Here is a 25,481-nt window from a genome sequence, read left to right as displayed (position 1 = left end):
ATTATATTTATACTTTTGTTTCGTAACCTTGTCTTATTGCATCGTACCCACTGCGCTCTAACTTATGAACTAATTCCATGTCACCAGAAAGATTAATTTTTCCATCTAGCACAACATGCACTTTATGGGGTTCGACAAAGTTTAATAATCTTTGATAATGCGTCACAATTAAAAAGCTTGTATTGTATGTTTTTGCAATATAATTAATTGCTTTTGCAACAATTTTTTGCGCATCCACATCGACTCCAGAATCAATTTCATCTAAAATTGCAATTTTGGGTTCAACAAGCATTAATTGCAACATTTCAAACTTTTTCATTTCGCCACCAGAAAAGCCTTCATTCAAATATCGTTGCAAAGCCATACGATCAATACTCAATAACTCAAGTTTTTCTTTAATGATTTTTCTAAATTCAGAAACACTTACCTGCTTTTCGTGACTAATATTATAAAGATTTCTTAAATATTCTGAAATTTTTAATCCTGGCACAGAAACTGGGTACTGAAAAGCCAAAAACAACCCACGTCTCGCTCGCTCTGCGGTATCGAGCTGGGTAATATCTTCGCCATTCAAAAAAACAGCGCCTTCAGTAATATCATAATTTTTTGAACCCATTAAGACATGTGATAAGGTTGATTTTCCAACACCATTTGGCCCCATTATCACATGCACTTCACCTTTAGGAATTTCTAAGTTTACTCCTTTTAGAATTTCTTTACTGGCTACAGACGCTTTTAGGTTTCTTATTGATAACATTTACAACCTTCCTCTAAACTCAAAAACAAAAATTATTTTTCTTCAGTTGTTACAATTTTTAATTTACGCTGGCTATTTGTTGATTTAACGCAATTTTCTAATTTGTCACAGCCAGACTTTGGCATTCCATCAACATCAAAGTTATCTGTAAGCAATAAATCTAATGTTTTCCAAGGAAGTGCAGCGCACTTTACTCGAACAGGAAATTTACTCACTCCATTTAATGCTTCAATATCATCTTCTAAATCTTGTGGATTAACTTTTAATTTTCCTGTGTAAATTTCTTCTGCGTGATGAATTGTTTTTTGCGCTTTATCTAACGTAACTTTTTGCAATATTTCACACATTATGCTTGCACTGGCCTGACTGATAGAACAGCCATTTCCGTCAAACTGAATAGAAAGCAATGGACACGAATTTTGCATTTCGACTTGGCAAAATAACGTAATATTATCTCCGCAAATTGGATTTTTTCCCTCTAAACAGAAACGGCATGAAGAATTTTTAGATTTAAAGCGAGGTCGCTTTGCATGATCTACTATAACCTCTTGATACAATGAGCTTAATTCAATTGATTGAGAGGCTTTCAAATTTTCTTCCATAACAAAAAACTCCACAACTCAAGACACATGTACTCCTGTGGCATAGCCACATAAAAAAGCTATCACCACAAAATCGAATTTTCGACATTTAGGACGTTAGAATAACAAGATATAAAAAAATATGATATTATTATTATTAATTTTAAATATTTTTTATGGCTTTATATGCAATATTGACATCATCAGCGTCTGAATAGGCGCCAAAACTACATCTTATTAGGGCATCACCTCCTAATTCATGAATAAGGGGCCAAGCACAATGCAATCCTGCTCGCATTGCAATGTTGCTCGCATCAAGAATTGTCGCGAAATCATGAGCATGAATTTTTGCATGGCGAAATGACACAATCGCTTCGTTGCCTGTTTCTGGGGAAAAAACTTCAATATCAGGTATTTGTTTTATTTTTTCTAAAAAAAGCGTTGCCAGTTGACGCGTGTGCTCAAAAATTTGCTTACGATTGGCAGCATTCAACCATTCTATTGCAGCAGCCAAACCACAAGCTTCAAGGATTGGAGGCGTTCCTGCCTCAAATTTTGCAGGCCCTGTTGTCCACTGACTCCCTTCTAATGTCACCGAAGAAATCATCCCACCACCATATTGAAACGGCGGAAGACTCTCCATTAGCTCTGGACTCATTGCCAAAACACCAATACCAGTTGGTCCATAAATTTTATGCGAACTAAACACCACCGCATCGGCGCCTAACGCAAACAAATCTTCATCGTGGGTTGCAATACTTTGTGCACAATCCAAAACAACCAGAGCACCAACTTTTTTAGCAAGAGCAATAATTTCTGCAATTGGATTGACTTGCCCTAATACATTGCCAACATGCGCTAATGAGACTACTTTTGTATTTTTAGTAATGAGTTGCGCAGCGTTTTTAAGGTTAAGTTGTAGTTGTTTCCCTTTTTTTCCTTCTAAAGAAATATACGCCAATTCACAATCTTGTTTTAAAGCAACCTGTTGCCATGGAATTAAATTTGCATGATGTTCAATTGCCGGAATCACAATGCGTGACTTTTCGTTTAAATATGTATCAGCAATACCATGTGCCAAAATATTTAAACTTTCTGTTGTACCTCGAGTAAAGACGACTTGTGACGGAGAAACATGTTTGCCTAAAAAATTTGCTACTTTAAGTCGAGCGTTCTCGTATATTTCAGAAGAACGAATGGATACGCCGTATGCGCCTCTATGCACGGAGCCATAATCGTTTTCTAAATAATGGCTCATTGCATTAATAACTGCTTTAGGCTTTTGGGTGGTTGCTGCCGAATCAAGATACACCAACGGATTTACCACTCCGTTAACAATTTTTTGATTATTTTTAAATATTGGAAAATCATGCTTTAAATTGGAACCAAGTGCTATGGTATTCATTTTTGCCTTCCTATAGAGCAATATAATTTTTGCCCTAAATTAACCTGTCATAGAGATCGCAAAATGTTCAAGATCTGTCAATACTTATATAGTTTCAAAGATGTCTGAAAATTAGAAAATATTTAAGATAATTACAATAAATATTTTCTAAAAAATTAACTTCTATTTTTAGGTACAAATGACATAAAAAATTTTTTTGAATTTAAGACAAATTTAATTAAAGCATTAAGATAAAATTTTTTATGTATTCTTAAATATAAAAAATGTTTCATTTCTGTTATCTCATCATTCAATTTAAAGCTATGGCCATAAAAATATTGACAATATATTATTGTTTGATTAAACGTGCAAAAGGCAAAAATTTTGAACTTTTTGAAATTCATCAAGTGGAAAACTGCCATACTTTTAAAATTTATTTAAGGTCTTAAAATGATAAGATATCTGCCCAAAATTTTTAATAGCATTATTTTTCGGTTACTGATTACCCTAATTTTTGGTTACTTTTTTGGGAGCCTACTTCCAATCGATCTTCAATCTATTTTGTATGCCATAAGTCTTTCTTTAAAAGAGCTTTTAATATTTTGTCTACCATTTATAATATTTAGTTGTATTTTTTCTTGTCTACTCTCTTTTAAAGCCGACGTATTTAAATTTATCATTATATTACTCGGATGTATTTGTGTTTCTGGTTATTTTTCAACCTTTTTAAGTTACGGTATTTCTAAATTTGCTCTACCTGGCTTTCACAACATCCAAGAAACGCATCTTAATTTAACACACTCACTAAAGCCCTTTTGGGAATTTGCATTACCCTCACTTATTTCTAACAATCTTGCTTTATTTAGTGGTTTTTTAGCTGGTTTAGTTTTTTCTAAGTTTAGAAGTGCTAAGGTCGATCAATTTGCTAACAATATGCGTCATATAGTCACAGTATTTTTAAATAAAGTCTTTGTTCCTGTTTTGCCTCTCTTTGCATTAGGGTTTGTGATTAAGTTAGAAAGTGATGGCATTTTATCTGTCATTGTTAAATCATATTTTCCTCTTGTTATCGCAATAATCGTTGCGGAAGTGCTTTATATTGCTTTTCTTTACTATCTCGGCGCTGGTTTTCAGTTCAAAAAATTTGTTTATTTTATTAAAAATGTTCTTCCATCTGGAATGATGGGCTTTAGTACAATGTCAAGTATGGCTGCGTTGCCTCTCACTATCCAAGCGGCAGAAAAAAATACGGGAGAAGTTGATCTTTCTCGCACAATTGTTCCAGCAACAGTCAATGTTCATCTTATTGGAGATAGCATCGCTGTTCCTATGATTGCCATTGCGATAATGGGAACATTTGGCGTGCAGTTTCCTGATATTTCAACTTTTTTTATTTTTGCAAGCTTCTTTGTTTTGGCTAAATTTGCTGTCGCAGGAATTCCTGGCGGTGGAATCGTTGTGATGATACCAATCCTTGAAAAATACTTAGGATTTTCCCCAGAAATGGGAGGATTAATCACTGCGATTTATATATTATTAGATCCCCTGAATACAACAGCAAATATTCTTGGAAATGGTGCATTTGCGATCTTAACCACAAAGATATTTAAAACCAAGAAGACAATTTCAACAAATTAAAATAATTCCTTTATAATTAATAGAGTTTCTTAATTTTCTTTTAAGAAGCTTTATTAATTATAAATATTTTGCTTCCCCAAAGTGCTTTACATATAAATATATTTTTTTTATGTTAATTAATATACGGGTAAAATAAATTTTTACCAATGAATTGTATTTAATTTTTAGTATTTTTTTTTAAAATAAGGAGAACGATTAAATTTTATTGCAATTTAATCGTTCTACTCAAGACCTCAAAACCGACAGGTGCTTATTACATATTCAATATTAAGCCTTTTTTAATTTGATCTCTAAAAAATTTATGGAGGTATAGGGTATGACTGGCTACTTTCATGAAAAAAAATTATTATTCCTGAATGTCAACTTCATCTTTAAACCCATAACCAATCTCAATGATATCAATTTATCTCATGCTAAAGGAGGCGTTATGCTAAATTATTTTAGTTTTTTAAATGAACTAAATTTTGATGAAAAAAATTTTTCTAACTGGAGCTGCATTTTTTCTCAAGTTTATTTATTAAAAGAAATATCAAAAAAAATTTCTAAATTAAAAATAAATTGGGAAAGAAATAGTTTTCAGATTTTTGGCAGACGAGAAAATGATTTAAAAAACATTGATTTTAGCCTTAAAAATTCTTTTGTTTATGTTAAAATAATTAATCAAGCAATTTTTAAAGAAAAAATAAACTGGAAATTTACTAAGTTTTTAGCAGAAGAAATATTTTATTTATTTTCTGACATTCATTTTTTTTGCCTAAAAATATTATCTTATAAAAACAAAAAAAACTCGAGAATACAAAAAGCAATCAATGATCTTAAAAAAGAAGTAATAGAAATTTATAATTTAATTTTTAAAATTTTTGTTTGTTATTATTATAATAAAAGCAAAAAACACCAGCAATTTGATAATTTTTTTGAGAGGGCTTTAGAAAAAATTTATACGTTTGAAATACTAAGTAATAGAACTAGAAATTTAAAGGGTTTTAAATTTGTTACTAAAATAAAATTTTATTACACTTCACCACAAAAAAATTAACTGTTAATAGTTAACAATAATTTATCTTTTATGTATCCTGATAACTGAAAAGAAACATCATCAAAATCAATATTAAACTGTAAGTTTTCATCTTTTGCCGTGTGTGCTTTCACTTCTGCCAGAAGAGATGTCACACCACTATTTCTTAAACCACATGGAACAATATGCTTAAATGTTTCTAGTGAGTTATTTATATTGTAAGCAATACCATGTTTAGTGACTTTATTCAGAATTCTAATTCCTAATGCACCAATTTTGTTATGGCCACACCATACTCCTGGATTGACCTCGCTGCGCGTCGCAGTAACTTGGTATTTTGCAGAAATTTCAATCATCGCATCTTCAAGTAAATTCACATAAGAACGAACAGTCTGCTTGTATTTACCAAGATTAAAAATAGGATAAATCACCAACTGCCCTGGCTCATGAACTGTGACACTGCCCCCACGATCAATTTTAAAAAAATCGACCCCTTTCGTTTTTAGCTGCTCTGGTGAAACAAGCATATCTTGCAATAATTCTCGTTTGCCCATTGTCACTGTAGGTGGATGCTGGACAACCAAAATAAGACCGGGATGATTTGGAGATTTTACCACCTCAGAATGATAAAAATCCATAATTCCTAAACAATCTCCATAAGGAATAAGACCTAAATTTTTAATTTCCATTATTGAATCGCCTCTCGAACTTTGGCAGATAAGTAATCCATTCCCCATACAACCAAAAAAATTAAAAATGCCAAACTTCCCACCTGAGTCCAACGGGCAAGCATTTGTTCCTGAATCAGTAAACTACCTATACCACCACCACCAACGAGACCGATCACTGTTGCCATGCGAACATTGATATCCCAGCGATAAATTGTAAAAGCAAGAAACGGAAGCACAACTTGCGGCACGACTGCATACCATACTACCTGCAAACGATTTGCTCCAGTTGCTTGTAACGCTTCCATAGGTCCATTTTCAACACTTTCTACTGCCTCAGAATACTGTTTTACCAAACTTGCGACACTATGCACCAGCAAGGCCAAAGAGCCGGCAAATGGTCCAATTCCAATCCATACAGAAAATAAAATTGCCCAAATTAATGGCTCAATGGAACGTGTAATATTCATCATCGAACGAACAATAAAATAGCTAACTCGAGTCAAAAAACTTTGTCGCGTTAAATTTCTTGAAGCAAGAAACGACAAAATAAAAGCAATCGGCAAACTAAAAAAGGTTGCAACAAAAGCAAGATAAATAGACTCTGCCAGTTTGCCTAATGCATTTGTAAAATAACCAAGATCATTGGGAACGCATTGTGCAGAAAAAAATTCGATTTGGTTTGTAAATATTAAATTGTGCAAAAAAACGATTTGATTTAATAACCATTTTAAACACTCATAGAGTGATATTGACCCAACTGTTTCTCCAACTCCTGGTATTCCGCAAGTTAATTGAAGAAATAGTCTGCCTGCACCCAATAATCCCTCTACCTGAAAAATTCTCTGAACACTTGCTTCAATTAAAATCAAACCCGTAATTAAGGTCATTGCAAGCAGTGCAATTCCTTCAAGCTTGGCATATTTCCAGTGATTTTGAATTTTTAACACCGCTTGCGGATCGCTCACTTGAAGTTTTGAAATACTTGCGACCCAAGAACCAAATCCTTTACACTTTAAAGTTACCAATACTCCAATCATTGCACCAATAAGACATAATCCCAAAAACCAACTCCACGGGAACTCGAAATAACGGCTATCAAATTGAAGTTTTTCTATTATGATTGATGCAAATTGCAGCGGAGGTGTTTGATATGCGAGATACTCTAAATAACGCATTATAATATCAAAAAAAAATATTTTAACCAAAAAAACGATAAAATAGCTCCAAACGGCCATTTCAATGAGCAAACCAATCCATTGTTTTTTTATCCGTTTAGTTTCTTCCATTGGAATAAAAGATGGAAAACGCATTTATTGAATCTCCACTTCTCTTGCTTCTTCACCATAAATGTTTCTAAACCATTTTGCAGAAATATCAGAAGGCTTACCTTCAAATATCAATTCTCCATTTTTTAAGGCAATCACTCGCGTTGAGTATTCACGAACCAAACTTAAAAAGTGCAAATTACAAACAATCGTAATATTCTTATTTTGATTGAGATCTTTTAAATAGTTCATAACAGAATAACTTGTTGAAGGATCTAGTGATGCCACAGGCTCGTCTGCTAAAATCAATTCAGGATTTTGCAAAAGGGTTCGGGCAATTGCAACGCGTTGTTTTTGGCCTCCAGACAACCCATCAGCACGAATCAGCGCTTTCTCTTTAAGTCCTACTTTTTGGAGGGCTTCGTAAGCATCTACAATCCATTCTTCAGGCCACGGATGAAAAATTCCTCCTAGAAATAAAGCTTGCCTTAAAGACAATTTACCAAGTAACACGTTATGCAATACATTTTTTCTTTCAATTAAATTAAAATTTTGAAATATCATCCCAATTTTTGAACGCACCAATTTAAGCTGAGATTCTTTTACATTTGTAATATTTTGACCAGAAAAAAATATATTTCCTGAAGAGGGATCATGTATTCTATTGATACAACGTAACAGAGTTGATTTTCCAGATCCTGATAAACCAATCACTGCTAAAAATTCACCTCTAAATACATTTAGATTAATACCTTTTAATGCATGCACACCATTTGGATATTTTTTAGTAATATTTTCTAACTTTAAAAGCAATGAAGAGTTGTCTTTAATTTGAAAACTCACTTGCAAATTCCTTTCTGAATTATTAAAATATTTTCATTCTTGTAAAAATATCGGGTAAATTTTCTCCGGAATCTAAAGAATATCCATTTGCAACCCCAAGTTGAACTTTATAATATATATCTAAAAATCCTAAAACTTTAGCAACATATCTTTTTGTTTCTTGAAATGGAATATTTTCATAAAATTCGTCTATAGTAAGAGAACTATTTTGATTAATCCAGCGATTTACTGCCTCTGGGCCACTATTATAAGCCGCTGTAGCAAGTAAATAATTACCATTGTATATTTTTAATAACATTCTCAAATACCATGCTGAAAATGCAATCGACTGTCCTGGATCTTTAAGCAATCCAATATTAAAATTTTCTTTACCAATATGTTTAGAAATATTAAGTCCAGTATATGGCATTATCTGCATTAAACCAATAGCTCCAACAGGGCTTTCTGCTTTAGCATCATAACTTGACTCAGCACGCATAATAGAAAGTAACCAAAAAGGATCAATATCAGCAAGACGTGATGCATTTTGAATATCGGACCAGTATGCTAAAGGAAAATTTAGTTTCCAAAAATTAGTTTTTTCTGACCAATTTTCAATAATATTGTAGTCTTGCAGAGTATAAGAAAAATTATTTCGCATAAGCTCAGAGGCTAATTTATAATCTTTAGCCATATATGCGAGGTTTGCTAAAGCCACTATTTCTTTCTTTTTAAGCCTTTTTATATTAACAGCTTTAATGTGTTGTTTTGCAATTTCATTGAGTTTATAATTAACCAACTTTCTAATAATTTCTAACTGTGGGTTTTGTAATTTTTTATTGATAAATGGATTACTTTGAGTAACATAAAAATCTTTAAAGTTTTGATTATTAACAATATTTACTTTATAAGGGATAGATAAAAATTCATTTAATTTCATTCTTGAAAAAATTGGGTATGGATAATCAAAATTTTTATTTGAAATTTCTGTTAAATTTTTAATATATAAATCTTTATCTATTTTATTTTTTCTTAAAACATTTAACCAATACTGAAAACGGTTACTGTCAGCATTTTTTGGACTTAAAGAAACATACTCCTTTGCTTTATTTTCTGCCTCTAAAAATTGAGAAGACAAATAATATTGCCAAAAAGTAAACCAAGATTGTTCTTCTCTTGATGTATAAATTTGATTTGCAATAGAAAATTGCGCGGATTCTGAATTATTTCTTGCATAATGCAAAGACATGGCATATTTAAGTTTTGCAGTATCTGCAAGCTTAGAAGTTGGCATTTCGTTAAAAATTCTAAAATAGGATTGCGCAGCTTTTAAAGGCTTTTGCAATGCATTAAAGACTCTACCACGCATATCTAAAATTTTATCTTTACTAAAAGGCTCAATATACATTTCTGCTTCTGACAAATATTCAAGAACAATATCTGCCAATTGATATTCTCGAGAATTTATTAATAAATCTGCTATACTTAATATTTTTAATTTTTCTTGAATACTGAGTTTATCAACTTTAACTTTAGGTAAAGGATCTTGAGGATTAATTCCTATTAGCGCTAGCACATAGTTTTTGGAGTCTGTTTGGTTGCCAATTCTTCTAAAAATCTCGCGCGATAAATACATCATATTTTCTTCTCGAAAATACAAACTTCCAATACTTCCTCCTGCACATTCAATTTTAGCCAAAATAACCATAGACTCTCTGCCTGCTTTTTCTACAGGGTAAAAAAGCAATGGTTTTTTTAAAAAATTTAATGCCAAATTAAACTGATTAAAATAAACTGCGGCTGAAGCTAATTTTACATAAATTGAATTCAATGTTTCCCAATCTAAATTTTGCTCCACAATTTCTGAATTTTTTTTATAATAATCTAATGCTTCTGCTCTTAACCCCAAATCTAATAAAGCATCTAAATAAAGAGGACTCACTAAGGGAGACAAAATAGACTTGCCTTTATTTGCCAATGGCTTAAGAAGTAATATCGCACCTGCATAATCATTTTTTAAATACAAATATTTTGCATGATAAATTTTAAAAATATCCAACTCTAATAGAGACATCTTACTTTTTTTAGATTTTAAATTTTGAATCGCAAATTCAGAATAATTCATATTTTCGGAGTCAATGGCAACATTCAATAAGCCTAAGTTTGCATAAATAGATTCTGTGCTATTTTTAATTTTGGAGATTTGGGTTCGCATTTCGTCAAGTTGTTTAAGTTCTTGATAGTCTTTGTTTTTTAAAAAGTCTTGATAGTAGGTTACATATTTTTTACCCATAACTTCTGAATTTGAACTTTCGAATGCAACTGTTTTTTGTATACTGAATAGACCAGTCAGTAGAATTATGACTAGAAGGATTCTCATGCTCAAAAAACTCAAGTGGCTATTACATCCCATATCGGTTCTCATCCTTGCGCAAATCTGTTGGGGTTTACTCATGTTTGTTTGGATCCGTTGGTACATCCTCAGAAGCCAAGAGATTAATAATCTAATTGAAAAATTACCAGTTGGAGCAACAAGCTCTGGGCAATGGGTCATCTTGGCGCAAGGCTGTATTTTAATGGGATTCATTCTAATTGCATTGTACGTTATATTCGTAAGCCAAAGAAGACTTTCTCGAATTACCAAAATGCAAGATACCATTTTAAGCAGCGTAACGCATGAACTCAAAACCCCTTTAGCAAGCATCCGTCTTTACGCTGAAACCATTTTACTACGAAATGTTGCAGAAGAAGAGAGAAAAAAATTTTTAAATCGCACCCTAAAAGAAACAGAACGGTTACAAAAATTAGTAGACACAGTTCTCATTTCTGCGCGCCTAGAATCTGATAAATCTTCATTAGCCCATATTCGAGTCAATCTAAGCGAACTACTCAACAATTCATTTAACCAATTTAAAGATCGGTTTGGCGAAATTAGAACATTTGATTTTCATCAACTGCCAACAAACGAAAAACAGGCTTACTTTGTAATTGGTAACCCTTATCATCTTTCTATGCTTTTTGATAACTTACTTGACAACGCCGTAAAATATACAGAACGTGGCGGTTTAATTCAAGGAGGAGTTATTGTCAAAAATGAGTTTATTCAAGTGCACATCAAAGACAATGGAGTTGGTATAGAAAAAAAGAATTTAAAAAAGATTTTTAAAAAATTTTATCGAATAGAACGAAACTCAAAAACAAGAGTACAAGGCTCCGGATTGGGTTTGTCTGTATGCCATTCAATTGTAAAAGAACATCATGGAAAATTATTCGCTTTTAGCGAAGGGCTTAACAAAGGAACAAGTTTTTATGTCGAACTCCACAGATTTTCTTCTCATTGTTGAAGATGAAGAATCCATTGGGGAAGGGTTGCAATTTAACTTTGAGGCAGAAGGATTTGAAGTTGCAATAATTTCTAATGGACTTGAAGCAATTAACTTTATTAAAAGTAATTTTGAAAAAATATCGACAATTGTCTTAGATATCATGCTTCCAGAAATGGATGGATACGAAATTTTAAAACAGACCCGTATTTTAGCAGAAAAAATTCCGATTCTTGTTCTGAGTGCCAAAAGCCTAGAAAATGATAGAATTAAAGCTTTTGAGCTTGGCGCAGATGATTACGTAACAAAACCATTTCATTTATCTGAAATTATTTTACGCGTTAAACGACTTGTCCAAAGAAAAAAGTGGTATAAAACAGAAATAAATTTGATACCAACAAAATTTGGAGATTCTATTTTTGATCCAGAAAATTTATGTATTAAAAAAAATGATGGATTGATTATTCGAGTTTCGCCTACTGAAGGTTTATTAATACAAGTATTTCTAGAAAATCAAAATAAAATTCTGACAAGAAATGATTTACTGCAAAAAGTTTGGCAATATGATGCAGTCATCGAAACCCGAACTGTTGATGTGTTTGTTGGAAAACTCAGAAAATACATTGAACGCAATCCTGCTCATCCTGATTTTATAATTTCAATTCGTGGAGTTGGTTACACGTATCTTCCCAGTAGCAACAACTCTTTATAATTCTATTTTCATTCCTTGCGCTCAACCCAATATAATGTAATAGTTTTTCCTCATTATTTAATTTTTTTGTTCTATATTCTGGGGTGCTTGTTAGTATGTCAAATAAAAAACCGATTGCCGAACTTACGCACTGCAAAAACTCATTTCTTGAATGTTTATCAACAGGAGAAAATATTCTTTTAAGCGGTTCAACAGGCACGTTACTTTACGAAAAAGGAATATTTATTAACAAATGCTTTGAAGAAGTTAATATATCGCAACCAGAGCTTGTGTATCAGATTCATTGCGAATTTATCAATGCTGGAGCAAAAATTATTATTACAAATACCTGGGGGGCGAATGCTACAAAATTAAAAGCATTTGGACTCGAAGAAAAATCACACGAAATAAACAGCGAAGGAGCAAAAATTGCACGCAAAGCAGCAAACAATCAGTGCTGGGTCGCAGGGAGTATTGGCCCTCTTGGCGTGCGCATTGAACCATGGGGCCCCACATCACTGAATGAAGCCAAAACAATATTTAAAAATCAAGCGTCTGCCCTTGTTGCCGGTGGTGCTGATCTTTTTATTTTAGAGGGTTTTCCAGATTTATCAGAAATTCACCAAGCAATACTTGGAATTCAAGAAGCATGTGCACTTCCGATTATTGCAATGATGAGTGTGAATGAAGATGGCCACAGCCTCTATGGCACCGAACCAGAATGGTTTATCAGAAAACTCGATGAATGGGGTGCTGATGTGGTGGGAATTGATGGTGGCAATGGCCCAGCTCCGATGCTTGAGCTCATTAAAAAAATAATTTCTGTGACCTTAAAACCAATTATTTTATATCCAAACGCAGGTTTGCCACGCATGGTTGATGGGCGGTTGATTTATATGGCAAGCCCAGAATATATGGGAGAATTTGCAAGACAAGCACTCCTCAAAGGTGTGCGGTTACTGGGCGGCAGCAGCGGCACTTCTCCTGCTCACACTAAAATTATGGCTGGCGCCCTAAGGCAGTCTAAAGCGTTTAAACATACTGAACACAAAATTACGATGAACCATTCCGCACAACCTGTTCATGTGCACACCAGCAAAGTCCCAAGAGCATTACAGAGCCAATGGGCAAAAAAAATTGTAGACGGCGAGTTTGTGATCACCATGGAGCTACTCCCACCCAAAGGATTAGAAATAGATAAAATTTTGGAACGTGCAAAAATTTGTAAAAACAATAATATTGATGGGATAAATATTCCAGATGGCCCCAGAGCTTCAGCGCGCATGAGCTCTCTTGCCACAGCCTGCTTAATTGAACAAAAAGTTGGAATTGAAACTATTTTGCATTACGCCTGCCGCGATCGAAATTTATTAGGCATTCAAAGCGATCTGTTGGGTGCGGCTGCACTTGGTATTAAAAATATACTTTGTATTACCGGAGATCCCCCTAAAATGGGTCCTTACCCGAATGCCACAGCAGTATTTGACATCGATGCAATTGGACTTGTGAACATGGTGACAAGGCTCAATAGTGGTTTTGATTTAGGCGGATCCAGTATCGGCGTCCCAACGAGTATGAGTGTTGGAGTTGGCGCAAACCCCGTTTCCCCCAATTTAGAAACAGAAAAATCTCGCTTCCGTTACAAAGTCGAAGCAGGTGCAGAGTGGGCTATCACCCAACCAGTTTTTGATTCTGAGTCGTTATTTAAATTTCTAGAATTTTCATCCCAATTTCAAATTCCAATTATTGCTGGCATTTGGCCATTAAAAAGTTTGCGCAACGCCGAATTTATGGCAAACGAAGTGCCTGGCGTTTATGTACCAAAAACAATTTTAAAACGCATGGAAAAATACAAAAGCGCAGACGATCAAATGCAAGAAGGAATACAAATTGCCAAAGAATTGATTGCAAAAATTAAATCTTCTGTTCAAGGATTGCAAATTAGTGCTCCATTAGGAATGGTTGATTTTGCACTCAAACTTTTAGATTAAATTAAAGTTATTTTTAAAAATAAGGAATTTTTTAATGTCTAAATGTATTGTTCATTTTGCTCTTGAAGACATGGATGTTGAAGCACCTTGTGGCACATCGTTTCAAGACATTGTGGCGGCTTGTGATGCCGATGTGACTTTTGGCTGCCGCAATGGCACATGTGGCACATGTCGTATATTAATTGAATCAGGTAGCGAAAATATTTCACAAATGAATAGCGAAGAAAAAGATTTTCTTGCATCTATCGACGCACAAAAAAATGAACGCTTAGGCTGCCAAATTAAAATACTTGGTGACTGTTCTATTAATTATATAGGTTTATAAAAAATGAAAAAAACTTTAAGCCAACTTATCCAAGAAAAAGTTGTGCTACTTGATGGTGCGATGGGAACGCAAATTTTTTCTTATCACCCAACAATAGAAGATTATGGCAGCCATGAACTTGATGGATGCGTTGAAATTCTCAATCAAACTCGAAAACATTGGATTCAAGAAATTCATCATAATTACTATAACGCAGGTGCCGATGCGATAGAAACCAATACCTTTGGCTGTAATGAAATTGTCTTAGCAGAATTTGGTATTGCAAACCAAACCATGCTTTTAAATAAATTGGCGGCAGAACTCGCACGAGATGTTGCCAATTCTTACAATGAAGCAAAGTTTGTAATAGGAAGCGTTGGCCCTGGCACAAAACTCATATCTTTATTACAAATAGATTATAACACTCTTTACCAAAGTTACTTTACTCAAATTCAAGGTTTATTACAGGGTAGAGTTGATGCAATATTAATTGAAACTTGCCAAGATATTAATCAAGCAAAAATTGCTGTTCGTGCAGCGAAAAATGCCATGAAACTGTTAAAAATCGAAGTGCCAATTTGGACACAAGTTACAATTGAAAGTAACGGTACCATGCTCGTTGGCAGTGACATTCAAACAGCTTTAACCGCAATCGAAGCCTTAGGAATTCAGGTACTAGGAATGAACTGTGCAACAGGCCCCGATGAGATGCGCAGCCATATTGCTTATCTGAGCGAAGCATCCCCAATGCCAATTAGTGTTTTGCCCAATGCAGGCTTACCTCAAAATGTTCAAGGAAAAACTGTTTATCCTTTAAAACCGCAGGAGTTTGCAGAAAAAGTTTTTTCTATGGCAAAAGAATTTCAACTCAATGTTGTAGGAGGATGTTGTGGCACAACACCTGAACATATTCATGCACTACGTTCAAAAATTCAACAGCTCAATCCTGGTATCAGAAAAGGAAAATTAACGCGAAGTGTAAGCAGCTTGTATACGTCTGTTCCGTTAAATTTAGAACCCAAACCCCTTTACGTTGGTGAACGGACCAATGCCAATGGCTCTAAAAAATTTAAAGAACTGTTATCAAATAATGATTTTGAAGGTCTTGCGCAAATAGCCAAAAGTCAACTGAAAGAAGGGGCTCACATTCTCGATGTGTGTGTCGCGTATGTCTCACGCAATGAGTCGGAAGATATGGATGCGCTGCTAAAAAAAATTGTCACTCAAGTGAATATTCCAATCATGATCGATTCTACAGAAATTCCAGTTATCGAAAAAGCACTGCAAACAGTTCCCGGAAAGTGCGTGGTCAACTCTATCAATTTTGAAGACGGAACTGCCAAAGCAGAAAAAATATTGCAACTTTGTAAAGAATATGGAGCTGCGGTTGTTGCTCTCACAATCGATGAATCCGGCATGGCCAAATCTGCGGCACACAAATTGTCTATTGCAGAAAAAATATATGAATTGGCTGTTTCTCGATATAAAATTCATCCTGGAGATCTAATTTTTGACCCCTTAACGTTTACGTTAGGGAGTGGTGATGAAGAATTTAGAAAATCGGCAATCGAAACTTTAAATGGCATCAAGCTTATTAAACACAATTTTCCAGAAGTAAAAACAATACTGGGGCTTTCTAATGTTAGTTTTGGATTGACTCCTTTTGCTCGGCAAATTTTAAATTCTTTAATGTTATTTCATGCTGTCAAATATGGATTAGATTTGGCAATTCTCAATGCTTCAAAAATTCTTCCAATTGCAAAAATCAGCGCTGACGATAAAATTTTATTTGAAGATTTACTTTTTGATAATAGAAAAGAAAATTATGACCCATTAAAACTCATTGTCACTCGCTTTAATGACAAAAACAAACAATCATCACATCAACCAAAAAATAGAGATACTATTCCATTAGAACAAAGGCTAAAGCTTGATATTATTGATGGAGAAAAACAACTTATTGTTGCCGATTGTCACGAGGCCTTAAAAATTTTTTCGCCATTGCATATTATCAATAATATTTTGCTAGATGGCATGAAAGTTGTTGGAGAACGCTTTGGCGCAGGAGAAATGCAACTTCCATTTGTTCTAGAAAGTGCTGAAGTCATGAAAATTGCGGTTAAAGCACTAGAGCCCTTTATGGAAAAAAAATCTGGCTACAGTAAAGGAAAAATGATTATTGCCACTGTAAAAGGAGATGTGCATGATATTGGCAAAAACTTAGTTGATATCATTTTAACCAATAATGGCTATGAAATTTTAAATTTAGGAATTAAACAGCCAATAGAAAGCATTCTTGAGCAGTATAAAAATTCTGGTGCCCACGCTATTGGCATGAGTGGGTTGCTTGTTAAATCGACAGCAATCATGAAAGAAAATTTAGAATATATGACTGCGCATGGATTTAAAACTCCAGTCATTTTAGGAGGCGCCGCATTAACTAGAGAATTTGTTGAAAAAGAATGTCAAGCTGTTTATCAAGGCCCTGTTTTTTATGCATTTGATGCATTTGAATGTTTAAAAATTATGGAAAAATTGACATCAATCCAAGGAGAAATAAGTTCTGCAATTTTACAAGAAATTAGAAATTTTGCAAAAAATGAACCAGCAAATTCAAAAAATAATGATGATAATACAATTAAAATCATTAAAAAAGGAAATGTTTCTTTAATTCCTGACAAATGTAAACAAAGTCCATGGGTTAGAAAAACAGAGCGGGTTCCTAATTCTCCTTTTTGGGGAACACAAATTTTGTCATTAAATTTAGAAGAAATTTTTGCTTTTGTAGACGAATTTGCGTTGATTAGAACGCGATGGGGGTTTAAAAAAGGCAACAGTTCTGAAGAAGAATTTCAATCGATTCTTAATCATAAAGCAATGCCATTATTATTAAACTTAAAAGAAAAATTATTAAAAGACAAATCAATTTTGCCTAAAGCCATTTACGGCTATTTTCCAGTATGTTCGCAAAATGACTCCTTGCTTGTTTATGACCCTAATACAACACCAACAACTCCTATCAATAAAAGAAATATTATTGCAAAATTTGATTTTCCTAGACAAAAATCAGGCAGAATTTTATGTATTGCTGATTTTTTTAAAAATGTAGAATCGGGAGACATCGACACTCTGGGTGTCCAAATTGTCACTTTAGGAGAAGAGTTTTCTTCCCAGGCTAGACAACTATACGAATCTAATAACTTTACAGACTACTTTTATTACCATGGACTAGGAACAGAACTCACTGAAGCAGGCGCAGAGTGGTTACATAAAAAAATGAGAACTGGATGGGGAATTGCAAATAAAGATGCAAAAACTTTAAGGCAACTATTTAGCCAAGGGTATCAAGGTTCACGCTATTCATTTGGTTACCCGGCATGTCCAAATATGGAAGGCAATACGCTACTTTTAAATTTACTTGAAGCAAACCGTATCGGTGTGCATATTTCAGAAAGTTCTCAAATGCACCCCGAATTGACTACGAGTGCTTTGGTAACATGGCATCCGCAGGCCCGATATTTTACAACTTAATTTTATTAATTTTTAGATTTAATAATTTTTTATTATTAAATCTATATTCATAAAAATTATTTTTAATATTCAATAAATTTTTATTAATAAATAATTATATATTAAATAGATGAAATAAAATATTTAATATTTGTAAAAAAATTATTTCTATATTATTATTTGGGTGATTTTTGATTAATTATTAAAAATTAAAGAGATTAAAAATGCCTCAATACATTGAAATTGTTACAAACAAAAAAGTTATATTCGGACAACATTTTAAAAAAAAATCATTGATACCTGGAAAAGCATTATATTCAGATGGCATTTGTCATGGTTTAAGCTTAGCATGGATTAAAAAAATTCATACTTTAAAGACTTTTTGTCAAATTTCTCTACCAAGTTCAAATGAAGGCTTACTAATTCAAAATAAACTAGATTATAATTTTAATACTAGAAAACATGCAATTAAAAAAGAAAATTATAAATATGATGAACACCATAATAAAGATGTTTCCCCGGATGAATTTTTTATCAATGATAATTGTAATTTTTTAAAGTCTTATTCAGAACTTGGTTTTAAACTAGTTAAATATTGTGGACTTATGAGCGCATTTCGTTTAACATATTTTCTGAATGATCTACTAAAAAATAATGATATGAGAACAAAAATAAAAGCTTTCTTAATTTGTACAGGTGGTCATGCACTTGCACTGGCTATAAATTATAAATCTATTGTTTTTTTTGATTCTAATTATGGAATTATTATTTATAATCACAAAGAAGCAATAGATGATGCCCTTCTATTCTATAAATTTAATGAATGTCTTTTGGATTATAAAATAAAACATCTAGCTGTTGTAGAACTTCAATATTAATTTTTCTTTTAAACTTATATCAAAAGAAACAAGACTGTACAGTCTAACCATTTACCACAAATAACAATTTTTCAACTTTGCTTTCAAGTTGTTAAAAAACCTCTATAATTACAATTAATTAATTAATTTTGTTTTTAAATTTAACTGTTTACATTGACAGATACAAAAAATTCACTTAGTAAGTCGTAAGATAAAAAATTATTAGCTCCTACTTGCTCAACGATCGGGAAAGTTTTATGTTTAAAAACACATTAACTCAATTCATATTTATTGTTATTTTTTCTTTAATACAGTTTAAAATATCGATACAAAAAAGCTTTGCTGCTGAAGTACCACCGGGAACAAAGCTCTCAAACCAACAAATTTTAAATGTAGGAATTGGATCAGAAATTTCAACACTCGATCCGCAAAAAGTGCAAGATGTGATTAGCTACCGACTCACATACGATTTATTTGAAGGTCTAACCACCGAAAACGAAAAAGGAGACATAGTTCCTGGCATTGCTGATAAATGGGAAGTGAGTAAAAATGGCTTAATTTATACTTTCCATATTCGCAATGGCGCGAAATTTTCTGATGGCTCTCCAATTACTGCCGAAGACGTTGTGTTTTCGTTTCAAAGACTTGTTGATCCCAAAACTGCCTCACCGTATTCAGACATTATTTCCATGGTCAAAAATGCAAAACAAATTGCAACAGGACTTTCTCCTGTATCATCACTCGGAGTAAAAGCAGTAACTACATCTAAAGTTGAAATTTCATTAAACGTTCCAACTGTATATTTTATTAAAATTACAGCTTTAACAAATTTAGCGATTGTTCAAAAAGCCAATGTTGAAAAACATGGCGACCAATTTACGCTTCCTGGAAACTTAGTTTCAAGCGGCGCATTTGTATTAAAATATTGGAAAATTGGTGATAAGCTCACAACTGTCAGAAATAAAAACTATTGGAATAACGATAAAACAATTATTGAAACAGTGAATTACTACCCAATAACAGACGTCAATACAGAATTACAAATGTATCAAACAGGACAAATTGACTTTACGTATGATATTCCTTCAGATAAATATGATTTTCTTAAAAAAAATTATGCTTCGCAACTTTATACCAGCCCAATTTTAGCAATTTTTTATATAAATTTAAACAACAGTATAGAACCTTTTAAAAATAATATTAAATTACGTCAAGCGTTAAGTATGGCAATAGACAGGGACGTTCTCGTTGAAAAAATCATCGGACGTGGTGAAAAATCGATATACGATATTGTTCCTTATGGAATATCAAACTATAAACAAAATAGTTATGCATGGTCAAAATTAAGTAAAGAACAACTTATAGCAGAAGCACAAAAATTATATAAAGAAGCAGGATTTTCAAAAGACAATCCTTTAGAAATATCTTATTCTTATAATACAAATCATTTATTTAAAAAAATTGCGATTGCAATTTCATCAATGTGGGAAAAAACTCTAGGCGTTAAAGTTAATTTAATCAATCAAGAATGGAAAGTTTTTCTTACCGAAAGAATGGAAGGACGTTACGTGACGTCTCGAGATAATTGGTATGCAGATTACAATGATGCATCTACATTTCTTGACCTCTTTAAGTCATCAAACCCTCAAAATAGCTCAAGATATAAGAATTTTCAATTTGATGAACTTTTAAAGCAAGCATCTCATGAAACTAACGAAACAAATCGAAAAAAACTGCTCGAAAAAGCATCGGCATTAATGTTAGAAGATTATCCAATTATCCCACTATACACCTATGTTTCAACGCATCTTGTAAAAAGCTATATTGGAGGCTATACAGGTCAAAACCCTTTAGATAATATTTACTCAAGAAATTTCTATATTATTGAAAATAAAAATAACTAAAAGTATAAAATTATTTTTTAAAAATCATATTATGTAAATACGCCTAATTTTTGTGATGTTTAAATAACACTTTTTTAAGGTTATACTAAAATATGCTAAAATATACACTAAAAAGATTTTTAATAGCATGGCCAACATTATTGATTTTAATTTCTCTTTCTTTTTTTTTGATGCACTCAATTCCTGGTGGTCCATTTTCTGGAGAAAAAACATTAAATCCCACAGTACAAGCAAATTTGGATGCCAAATATCATTTAAACGATCCTCTTTACAAACAATATTTTGATTACTTATGCTCAATTGCACAAGGCGATTTTGGACCTTCATTTAAATATCCAGACTGGACTGTAAATCAATTAATTTCACAAGGATTCCCTGTTTCTTTAATAATTGGTGCTTGGGCTATGACAATTGCAATAATAATTGGTATATCAATCGGTTTACTTGCAGCCTACAAACAAAACTCGTGGATTGATTACATAGCATCAAGTATTTCTATGACAGGAATTTCAATTCCAAACTTTGTTACTGCTCCTATGTTTACATTACTATTTGCAGTCATATTAGGATGGCTGCCAGCAGGAGGTTGGAATGAAGGATCTGTTAAAAATTTAATTTTACCAATTACAACCTTAGCACTCCCACAAATTGCAATTATCAGCAAAATGATGCGCAGCAGTATGATTGAGGTTTTAAAAAGCAATTTTATTCGCACTGCTAAAGCCAAGGGAATTCCTAGTAGAGTTATTCTTTTAAAACATGCTTTAAAACCAGCTATTTTACCCGTAATTTCATATCTAGGTCCAGCTTCAGGGGGGATCATTACAGGATCTGTGGTAGTAGAACAAATTTTTAGTTTACCCGGACTCGGCAGCTACTTAATTAAAGGAGCACTTAACCGAGACTACACTCTTGTTTTAGGAACTGTAATTTTAGTTGGCACTATTATTATTATTTTTAATTTTATAGTCGATCTTATTTATATGTTAATAGATCCAAAAATTAGACTTTAGCAAGGATAAAATTTCATGTCCGTTATATTAAAAAGAACAAATATAAACAAGAATATTTTAATCCCAAATTTACTAGAAGATAATTCATACATTAAAAGAAAAAACATATACAGAGATGCTTTTAATCGATTACTAAAAAATAAAGCTGCAATAATAAGTTTTATTATTCTTTTTATAATTATATTAATTGTTACTTTAGCTCCATTTATCACTCATTATGAAATTCAAGATACCGACTGGTTAGCAATTTCTAATCCTCCAAATATTACAAATTATCATTATTTTGGCACAGATGATCTAGGAAGAGATGTTTTTGCAAGAACATTATATGGTGGAAGAATGTCATTATTTATAGGCATAATTTCTAGCTTAATTAGTATTTTAATTGGTATTACTTATGGTGCAACAGCTGGTTTTTTAGGAGGAAAAACTGACGAAATCATGATGCGAACTGTTGATATTATATATTCACTTCCTTTTATGTTTTTTGTTATCTTATTAATGACGTTTTTTGGAAGAAATATTTTCTTAATTTTTATTGCCATTGGAGCAGTAAACTGGCTAGACATGGCTCGAATTGTTAGAGGGCAAACACTCAGTCTCAAACGCAAAGAATTTATTGAAAATGCATACGTTTGTGGCCTATCAACCCCTATTATTATCCTACGACACATTGTTCCAAACATTTCAGGTATAGTTATTATTTATTTTACATTAACTATTCCACAAGTTATATTAACCGAATCTTTTTTAAGTTTTTTAGGATTAGGAGTTCAAGAGCCTGCAACAAGTTGGGGAGTGTTAATTAATGATGGTGTCCAAAATTTAACAATTGCTTGGTGGCGTTTAGTTTTTCCAGCGAGCTTTCTTGTTGTCACGTTATTTTGCTTTAATTTTATAGGCGATAGATTGCGTGATGCCCTTGATCCTAAAGATCGATAAAAAATTGGAACCTAGAAATGACATTATTAAACGTTACAAATTTAACAATCTCTTTTAATACTCCAGATGGATACATTAAAGCAGTTAATCAATTAAATTTAAAGTTAAACCCAGGAGAAGCACTGGGAATAGTTGGTGAATCTGGATCAGGAAAAACTCAGCTTGTATTAGGAATCATGGGATTACTTGCCTCAAATAGTAATGTGTCAGGAAGTGTTAAATTTCATAACACTGAACTAATTGGACTATCACAAAAGGCATTAAACAAAATTCGAGGAAATAAAATTTCTATCGTTTTTCAAGATCCAATGACGGCATTAAATCCATATTTAAAAATTTCAACACAAATGATTGAAGTTTTAAAATATCATAAAAATATGAACTACAAAGAGGCCAAAAATGAAGCTCTTAAAATGTTAGATTTGGTAAAAATTTCTGATGCAAAAAATCGCATCGATATGTATCCTCATGAGTTTTCTGGAGGTATGCGTCAACGTGTCTTGATCGCAATGAGTCTTCTTTGCAAGCCAGACATACTGATAGCAGATGAACCAACTACAGCGCTGGATGTTACAGTACAAGCACAAATTGTAAACTTATTAAAAGAATTAAAACAAGAATTAGGTTCTGCAATTATTATTATTACTCACGATCTTGGGGTTGTTGCTGGAATTTGTAATCAAGTCATGGTGATGTATGCAGGAAATATAATAGAACGTGGCCCTGTTAATCACATATTTTACACACCAAAACACCCATATACAAAAGCTTTATTACGTTCAATTCCAAATTTAAAAAGTGAAAATTATGACAATCTACCAACAATTACAGGTCATCCTCCAAATCTTTTACAATTGCCAAAAGGTTGTTCATTTGCGGATAGATGTGAATTTGTAATGGATATATGCAAAAATCATATGCCACCTTTAAACAATATAAGTGAACAAATTCAAAATGCATGCTTTCTGGAGCTAAGCAAATGAACGAAACAATTTTATCACTTCATGATTTGAAAGTATATTTTTCAATACCAGATAAAGATTCTTTTTTTAAAAATAAAATTCTTAAAGCCGTTGATGGGGTGAGTTTTGAAATCAAAGAAGGAGAAACATTAGGAATTGTTGGAGAATCTGGTTGTGGCAAATCAACTTTAGCACGTGCAATTTTGCGATTACTTCCAATCACAGACGGAACGATTACATTATTAGGACAGGATTTTTTATCTTTAAATAAAAAAAGACTCCAAGAAGCCAGAAAAAATATTCAAATGATCTTTCAAGATCCTCTTGCTTCTCTCAATCCCAAAATGACTGCTGGAGAAATTATTGCAGAACCTTTAAAAACGTATTTTCCAGCACTTACTAAACAAGAAATTCAAAATCAAATCATCCATATGATGATTTTAGTAGGTTTAATGCCAGAGCAAATAAATCGATATCCCCATGAATTTTCTGGTGGACAATGTCAGCGCATTGGAATTGCAAGGGCATTGATATTAAATCCAAGAATCGTTGTTTGCGACGAACCAGTAAGCGCTCTTGATGTGTCTATTCAAGGACAAATTGTAAACTTATTAAAAAAACTACAAAAAGAATTTGGTTTAACCCTAGTTTTTATCTCTCATAACTTGAGTATTGTTAAGCATATTAGCGATAAAGTGATGGTGATGTATTTAGGTAAACCCGTTGAAATTGGTTTAAGAGACGAAATATATAAAAATCCAAAGCATCCATATACAAAAACTCTTTTATCTGCAGTGCCTATTGCTGACCCAAAGCTTGAATCAGTTAAAAAACTCGAAATCATGCCAGGAGACTTGCCTTCTTTAATTAACCCACCAAGTGGTTGTAATTTTAGAACACGATGTCCAATTGCAGATTCTGAATGCGCAAAATCTGTTCCGATATTAAGAAAATTAAATAATGGATCGCAAATTAGATGTATTAAAATATAATTAATATTTATATAAATATATTGTATTTCTTTTTAAGTTTATTAATTTCTGTGTTACTTTTAATTAAGAATTGGTTAAATTTTAAAATTATATCTTTATGTTTGATACTTGATAATTTATAATAATCTCTTGTGTAAGGAAATTCTTTTTTAAATGCAAACTTATTTTTAAAAAAATTATTTTTATTTATAAAATTTAATGCTACATTTATATTAAAATAAACTCCATCAATTTCTTTTTTATCTAATTTATTTAATAATTCAGCAATACTAGAAGATTCAAGAATTTTTATATTTTTCTCTTTATAAACTCCTACTTCAAATCCTCTAATTGTTCCAATTATTTTTAAATCTTCAATTTTTTTATCTTTAAATTCATTTCTAATAATAAGACCATCAATATATTCTACAGCATTGTTTGAGTAAAAAATATTTTTATCCGCTTTTAACTGGCTTTGCCATAATTTGTCATCAGGAAACTTAAAATCTACATTTCCATCTAAAAATTCTCTAAATAACCTTAATACTGACATTGGCTGATATTTAAATTTAATATTATTTTTCTTACAAAATAAGTCTAGTAAATCTCTAGAATATCCGCCATATTCACCAGAAGAATTAACAGTATAATATGGCATATAATCAATATTTTCTACTCCTACTATATAAACCTGCTCGTTTTTTGCATAAACATCAGAAAATTTTATTATTAGTAGAAATAACATTAATTTTAAAAAATTAAATTTATACAACATTTTTAATTCCTTATAATAATAAGGGTTAAATATCATAATCAAGACTTAATCGGCAATCATTTAATAAAACTAAATTTAAATTTTTAAATTATTGTATTAAAAACT

General features: G+C 32.2%; 21 protein-coding genes. 13 read left to right on the top strand and 8 right to left on the bottom strand.

Translation table 11 applies throughout. The annotated features are described in order from the left end of the window. Positions 1–7: 7 nt before the first annotated feature. The 3 genes from sufC to Spiro2_RS04525 form a co-directional block, all read right to left on the bottom strand. Positions 8–757, bottom strand: a complete 750-nt coding sequence (sufC, locus tag Spiro2_RS04535) for a Fe-S cluster assembly ATPase SufC (RefSeq protein WP_338637353.1) — start codon at positions 755–757, stop codon at positions 8–10. Between the two features lie 32 nt (positions 758–789). After that, positions 790–1,359: a Fe-S cluster assembly sulfur transfer protein SufU gene (gene sufU, locus Spiro2_RS04530; RefSeq protein WP_338637351.1), complete on the bottom strand. Its 570-nt coding sequence runs from the start codon at positions 1,357–1,359 to the stop codon at positions 790–792. Positions 1,360–1,501: 142 nt separating this feature from the next. Next, positions 1,502–2,743, bottom strand: coding sequence for an aminotransferase class V-fold PLP-dependent enzyme (locus Spiro2_RS04525; RefSeq protein WP_338637350.1), 1,242 nt, complete (start codon positions 2,741–2,743; stop codon positions 1,502–1,504). 429 nt (positions 2,744–3,172) lie between these two features. Here Spiro2_RS04525 and Spiro2_RS04520 point away from each other — a divergent pair, with 429 nt between their 5' ends. Together Spiro2_RS04520 and Spiro2_RS04515 are read left to right on the top strand one after the other, a co-directional pair. After that, the gene (locus Spiro2_RS04520; RefSeq protein WP_338637349.1) at positions 3,173–4,360 is read left to right on the top strand and encodes a cation:dicarboxylate symporter family transporter; all 1,188 of its coding nucleotides are present in this window, start codon (positions 3,173–3,175) and stop codon (positions 4,358–4,360) included. A gap of 427 nt (positions 4,361–4,787) precedes the next feature. Then, a complete protein-coding gene (locus tag Spiro2_RS04515; RefSeq protein WP_338637348.1) occupies positions 4,788–5,396 on the top strand; it encodes a hypothetical protein in 609 nt (202 codons plus the stop codon). Here the strand turns inward: Spiro2_RS04515 and lipB are convergent. From lipB to Spiro2_RS04495, 4 genes are read right to left on the bottom strand one after another with little or no spacing between them, the layout of a single operon-like run. Continuing rightward, positions 5,393–6,064 carry a lipoyl(octanoyl) transferase LipB gene (gene lipB / locus Spiro2_RS04510; RefSeq protein WP_338637347.1) on the bottom strand — a complete coding sequence of 224 codons (672 nt, stop codon included), beginning with the start codon at positions 6,062–6,064 and terminating at the stop codon, positions 5,393–5,395. The two genes, Spiro2_RS04515 and lipB, sit on opposite strands and share 4 nt — an antisense overlap. Further along, a complete protein-coding gene (phnE, locus tag Spiro2_RS04505; protein WP_338637346.1) occupies positions 6,064–7,356 on the bottom strand; it encodes a phosphonate ABC transporter, permease protein PhnE in 1,293 nt (430 codons plus the stop codon). Before phnE ends, lipB begins: the two co-directional genes overlap by 1 nt. Continuing rightward, a complete protein-coding gene (gene phnC, locus Spiro2_RS04500) occupies positions 7,357–8,154 on the bottom strand; it encodes a phosphonate ABC transporter ATP-binding protein (RefSeq protein ID WP_338637345.1) in 798 nt (265 codons plus the stop codon). A 22-nt stretch (positions 8,155–8,176) separates the two neighbouring features. Continuing rightward, complete coding sequence (locus Spiro2_RS04495; RefSeq protein WP_338637344.1) at positions 8,177–10,513, bottom strand: lytic transglycosylase domain-containing protein; 2,337 nt, start codon at positions 10,511–10,513, stop codon at positions 8,177–8,179. A gap of 73 nt (positions 10,514–10,586) precedes the next feature. Here Spiro2_RS04495 and Spiro2_RS04490 point away from each other — a divergent pair, with 73 nt between their 5' ends. The 11 genes from Spiro2_RS04490 (at position 10,587) to Spiro2_RS04440 (ending at position 24,622) form a co-directional block, all read left to right on the top strand. Further along, positions 10,587–11,477, top strand: coding sequence for a HAMP domain-containing sensor histidine kinase (locus tag Spiro2_RS04490; RefSeq protein ID WP_338637342.1), 891 nt, complete (start codon positions 10,587–10,589; stop codon positions 11,475–11,477). Further along, positions 11,443–12,168, top strand: coding sequence for a response regulator transcription factor (locus tag Spiro2_RS04485; RefSeq protein WP_338637341.1), 726 nt, complete (start codon positions 11,443–11,445; stop codon positions 12,166–12,168). The genes Spiro2_RS04490 and Spiro2_RS04485 overlap by 35 nt, the downstream gene beginning before the upstream one ends. A gap of 95 nt (positions 12,169–12,263) precedes the next feature. After that, the gene (locus Spiro2_RS04480) at positions 12,264–14,138 is read left to right on the top strand and encodes a bifunctional homocysteine S-methyltransferase/methylenetetrahydrofolate reductase (RefSeq protein WP_338637340.1); all 1,875 of its coding nucleotides are present in this window, start codon (positions 12,264–12,266) and stop codon (positions 14,136–14,138) included. A gap of 34 nt (positions 14,139–14,172) precedes the next feature. Next, the gene (locus Spiro2_RS04475; protein ID WP_338637339.1) at positions 14,173–14,463 is read left to right on the top strand and encodes a 2Fe-2S iron-sulfur cluster-binding protein; all 291 of its coding nucleotides are present in this window, start codon (positions 14,173–14,175) and stop codon (positions 14,461–14,463) included. Positions 14,464–14,466: 3 nt separating this feature from the next. Continuing rightward, entirely contained in the window at positions 14,467–17,973 is a 3,507-nt protein-coding gene (gene metH, locus Spiro2_RS04470; RefSeq protein WP_338637338.1) for a methionine synthase, read from the top strand. Between the two features lie 203 nt (positions 17,974–18,176). Next, positions 18,177–18,830, top strand: coding sequence for a YopT-type cysteine protease domain-containing protein (locus Spiro2_RS04465; RefSeq protein ID WP_338637337.1), 654 nt, complete (start codon positions 18,177–18,179; stop codon positions 18,828–18,830). 236 nt (positions 18,831–19,066) lie between these two features. Further along, a complete protein-coding gene (locus Spiro2_RS04460; protein WP_338637336.1) occupies positions 19,067–20,713 on the top strand; it encodes a peptide ABC transporter substrate-binding protein in 1,647 nt (548 codons plus the stop codon). A 92-nt stretch (positions 20,714–20,805) separates the two neighbouring features. Next, positions 20,806–21,726, top strand: coding sequence for an oligopeptide ABC transporter permease OppB (gene oppB / locus Spiro2_RS04455; protein WP_338637335.1), 921 nt, complete (start codon positions 20,806–20,808; stop codon positions 21,724–21,726). A 15-nt stretch (positions 21,727–21,741) separates the two neighbouring features. Beyond that, entirely contained in the window at positions 21,742–22,668 is a 927-nt protein-coding gene (locus Spiro2_RS04450) for an ABC transporter permease subunit (protein ID WP_338637334.1), read from the top strand. Between the two features lie 17 nt (positions 22,669–22,685). Then, positions 22,686–23,651 carry an oligopeptide/dipeptide ABC transporter ATP-binding protein gene (locus Spiro2_RS04445; RefSeq protein ID WP_338637332.1) on the top strand — a complete coding sequence of 322 codons (966 nt, stop codon included), beginning with the start codon at positions 22,686–22,688 and terminating at the stop codon, positions 23,649–23,651. Next, complete coding sequence (locus Spiro2_RS04440; RefSeq protein ID WP_338637330.1) at positions 23,648–24,622, top strand: oligopeptide/dipeptide ABC transporter ATP-binding protein; 975 nt, start codon at positions 23,648–23,650, stop codon at positions 24,620–24,622. The genes Spiro2_RS04445 and Spiro2_RS04440 overlap by 4 nt, the downstream gene beginning before the upstream one ends. Positions 24,623–24,629: 7 nt before the next feature. On the opposite strand, the gene Spiro2_RS04435 is transcribed toward Spiro2_RS04440, so the two are convergent. Then, positions 24,630–25,376, bottom strand: coding sequence for a substrate-binding periplasmic protein (locus Spiro2_RS04435; RefSeq protein WP_338637328.1), 747 nt, complete (start codon positions 25,374–25,376; stop codon positions 24,630–24,632). Positions 25,377–25,481: the final 105 nt, after the last annotated feature.

The sequence above is a fragment of the Spirobacillus cienkowskii genome (assembly GCF_037081835.1).
Lineage (GTDB): Bacteria > Bdellovibrionota_B > Oligoflexia > Silvanigrellales > Silvanigrellaceae > Silvanigrella > Silvanigrella cienkowskii.
The sequence above is the reverse complement of the archived record's forward strand: the minus strand, read 5'-3'. Positions and strand labels throughout refer to the sequence as shown.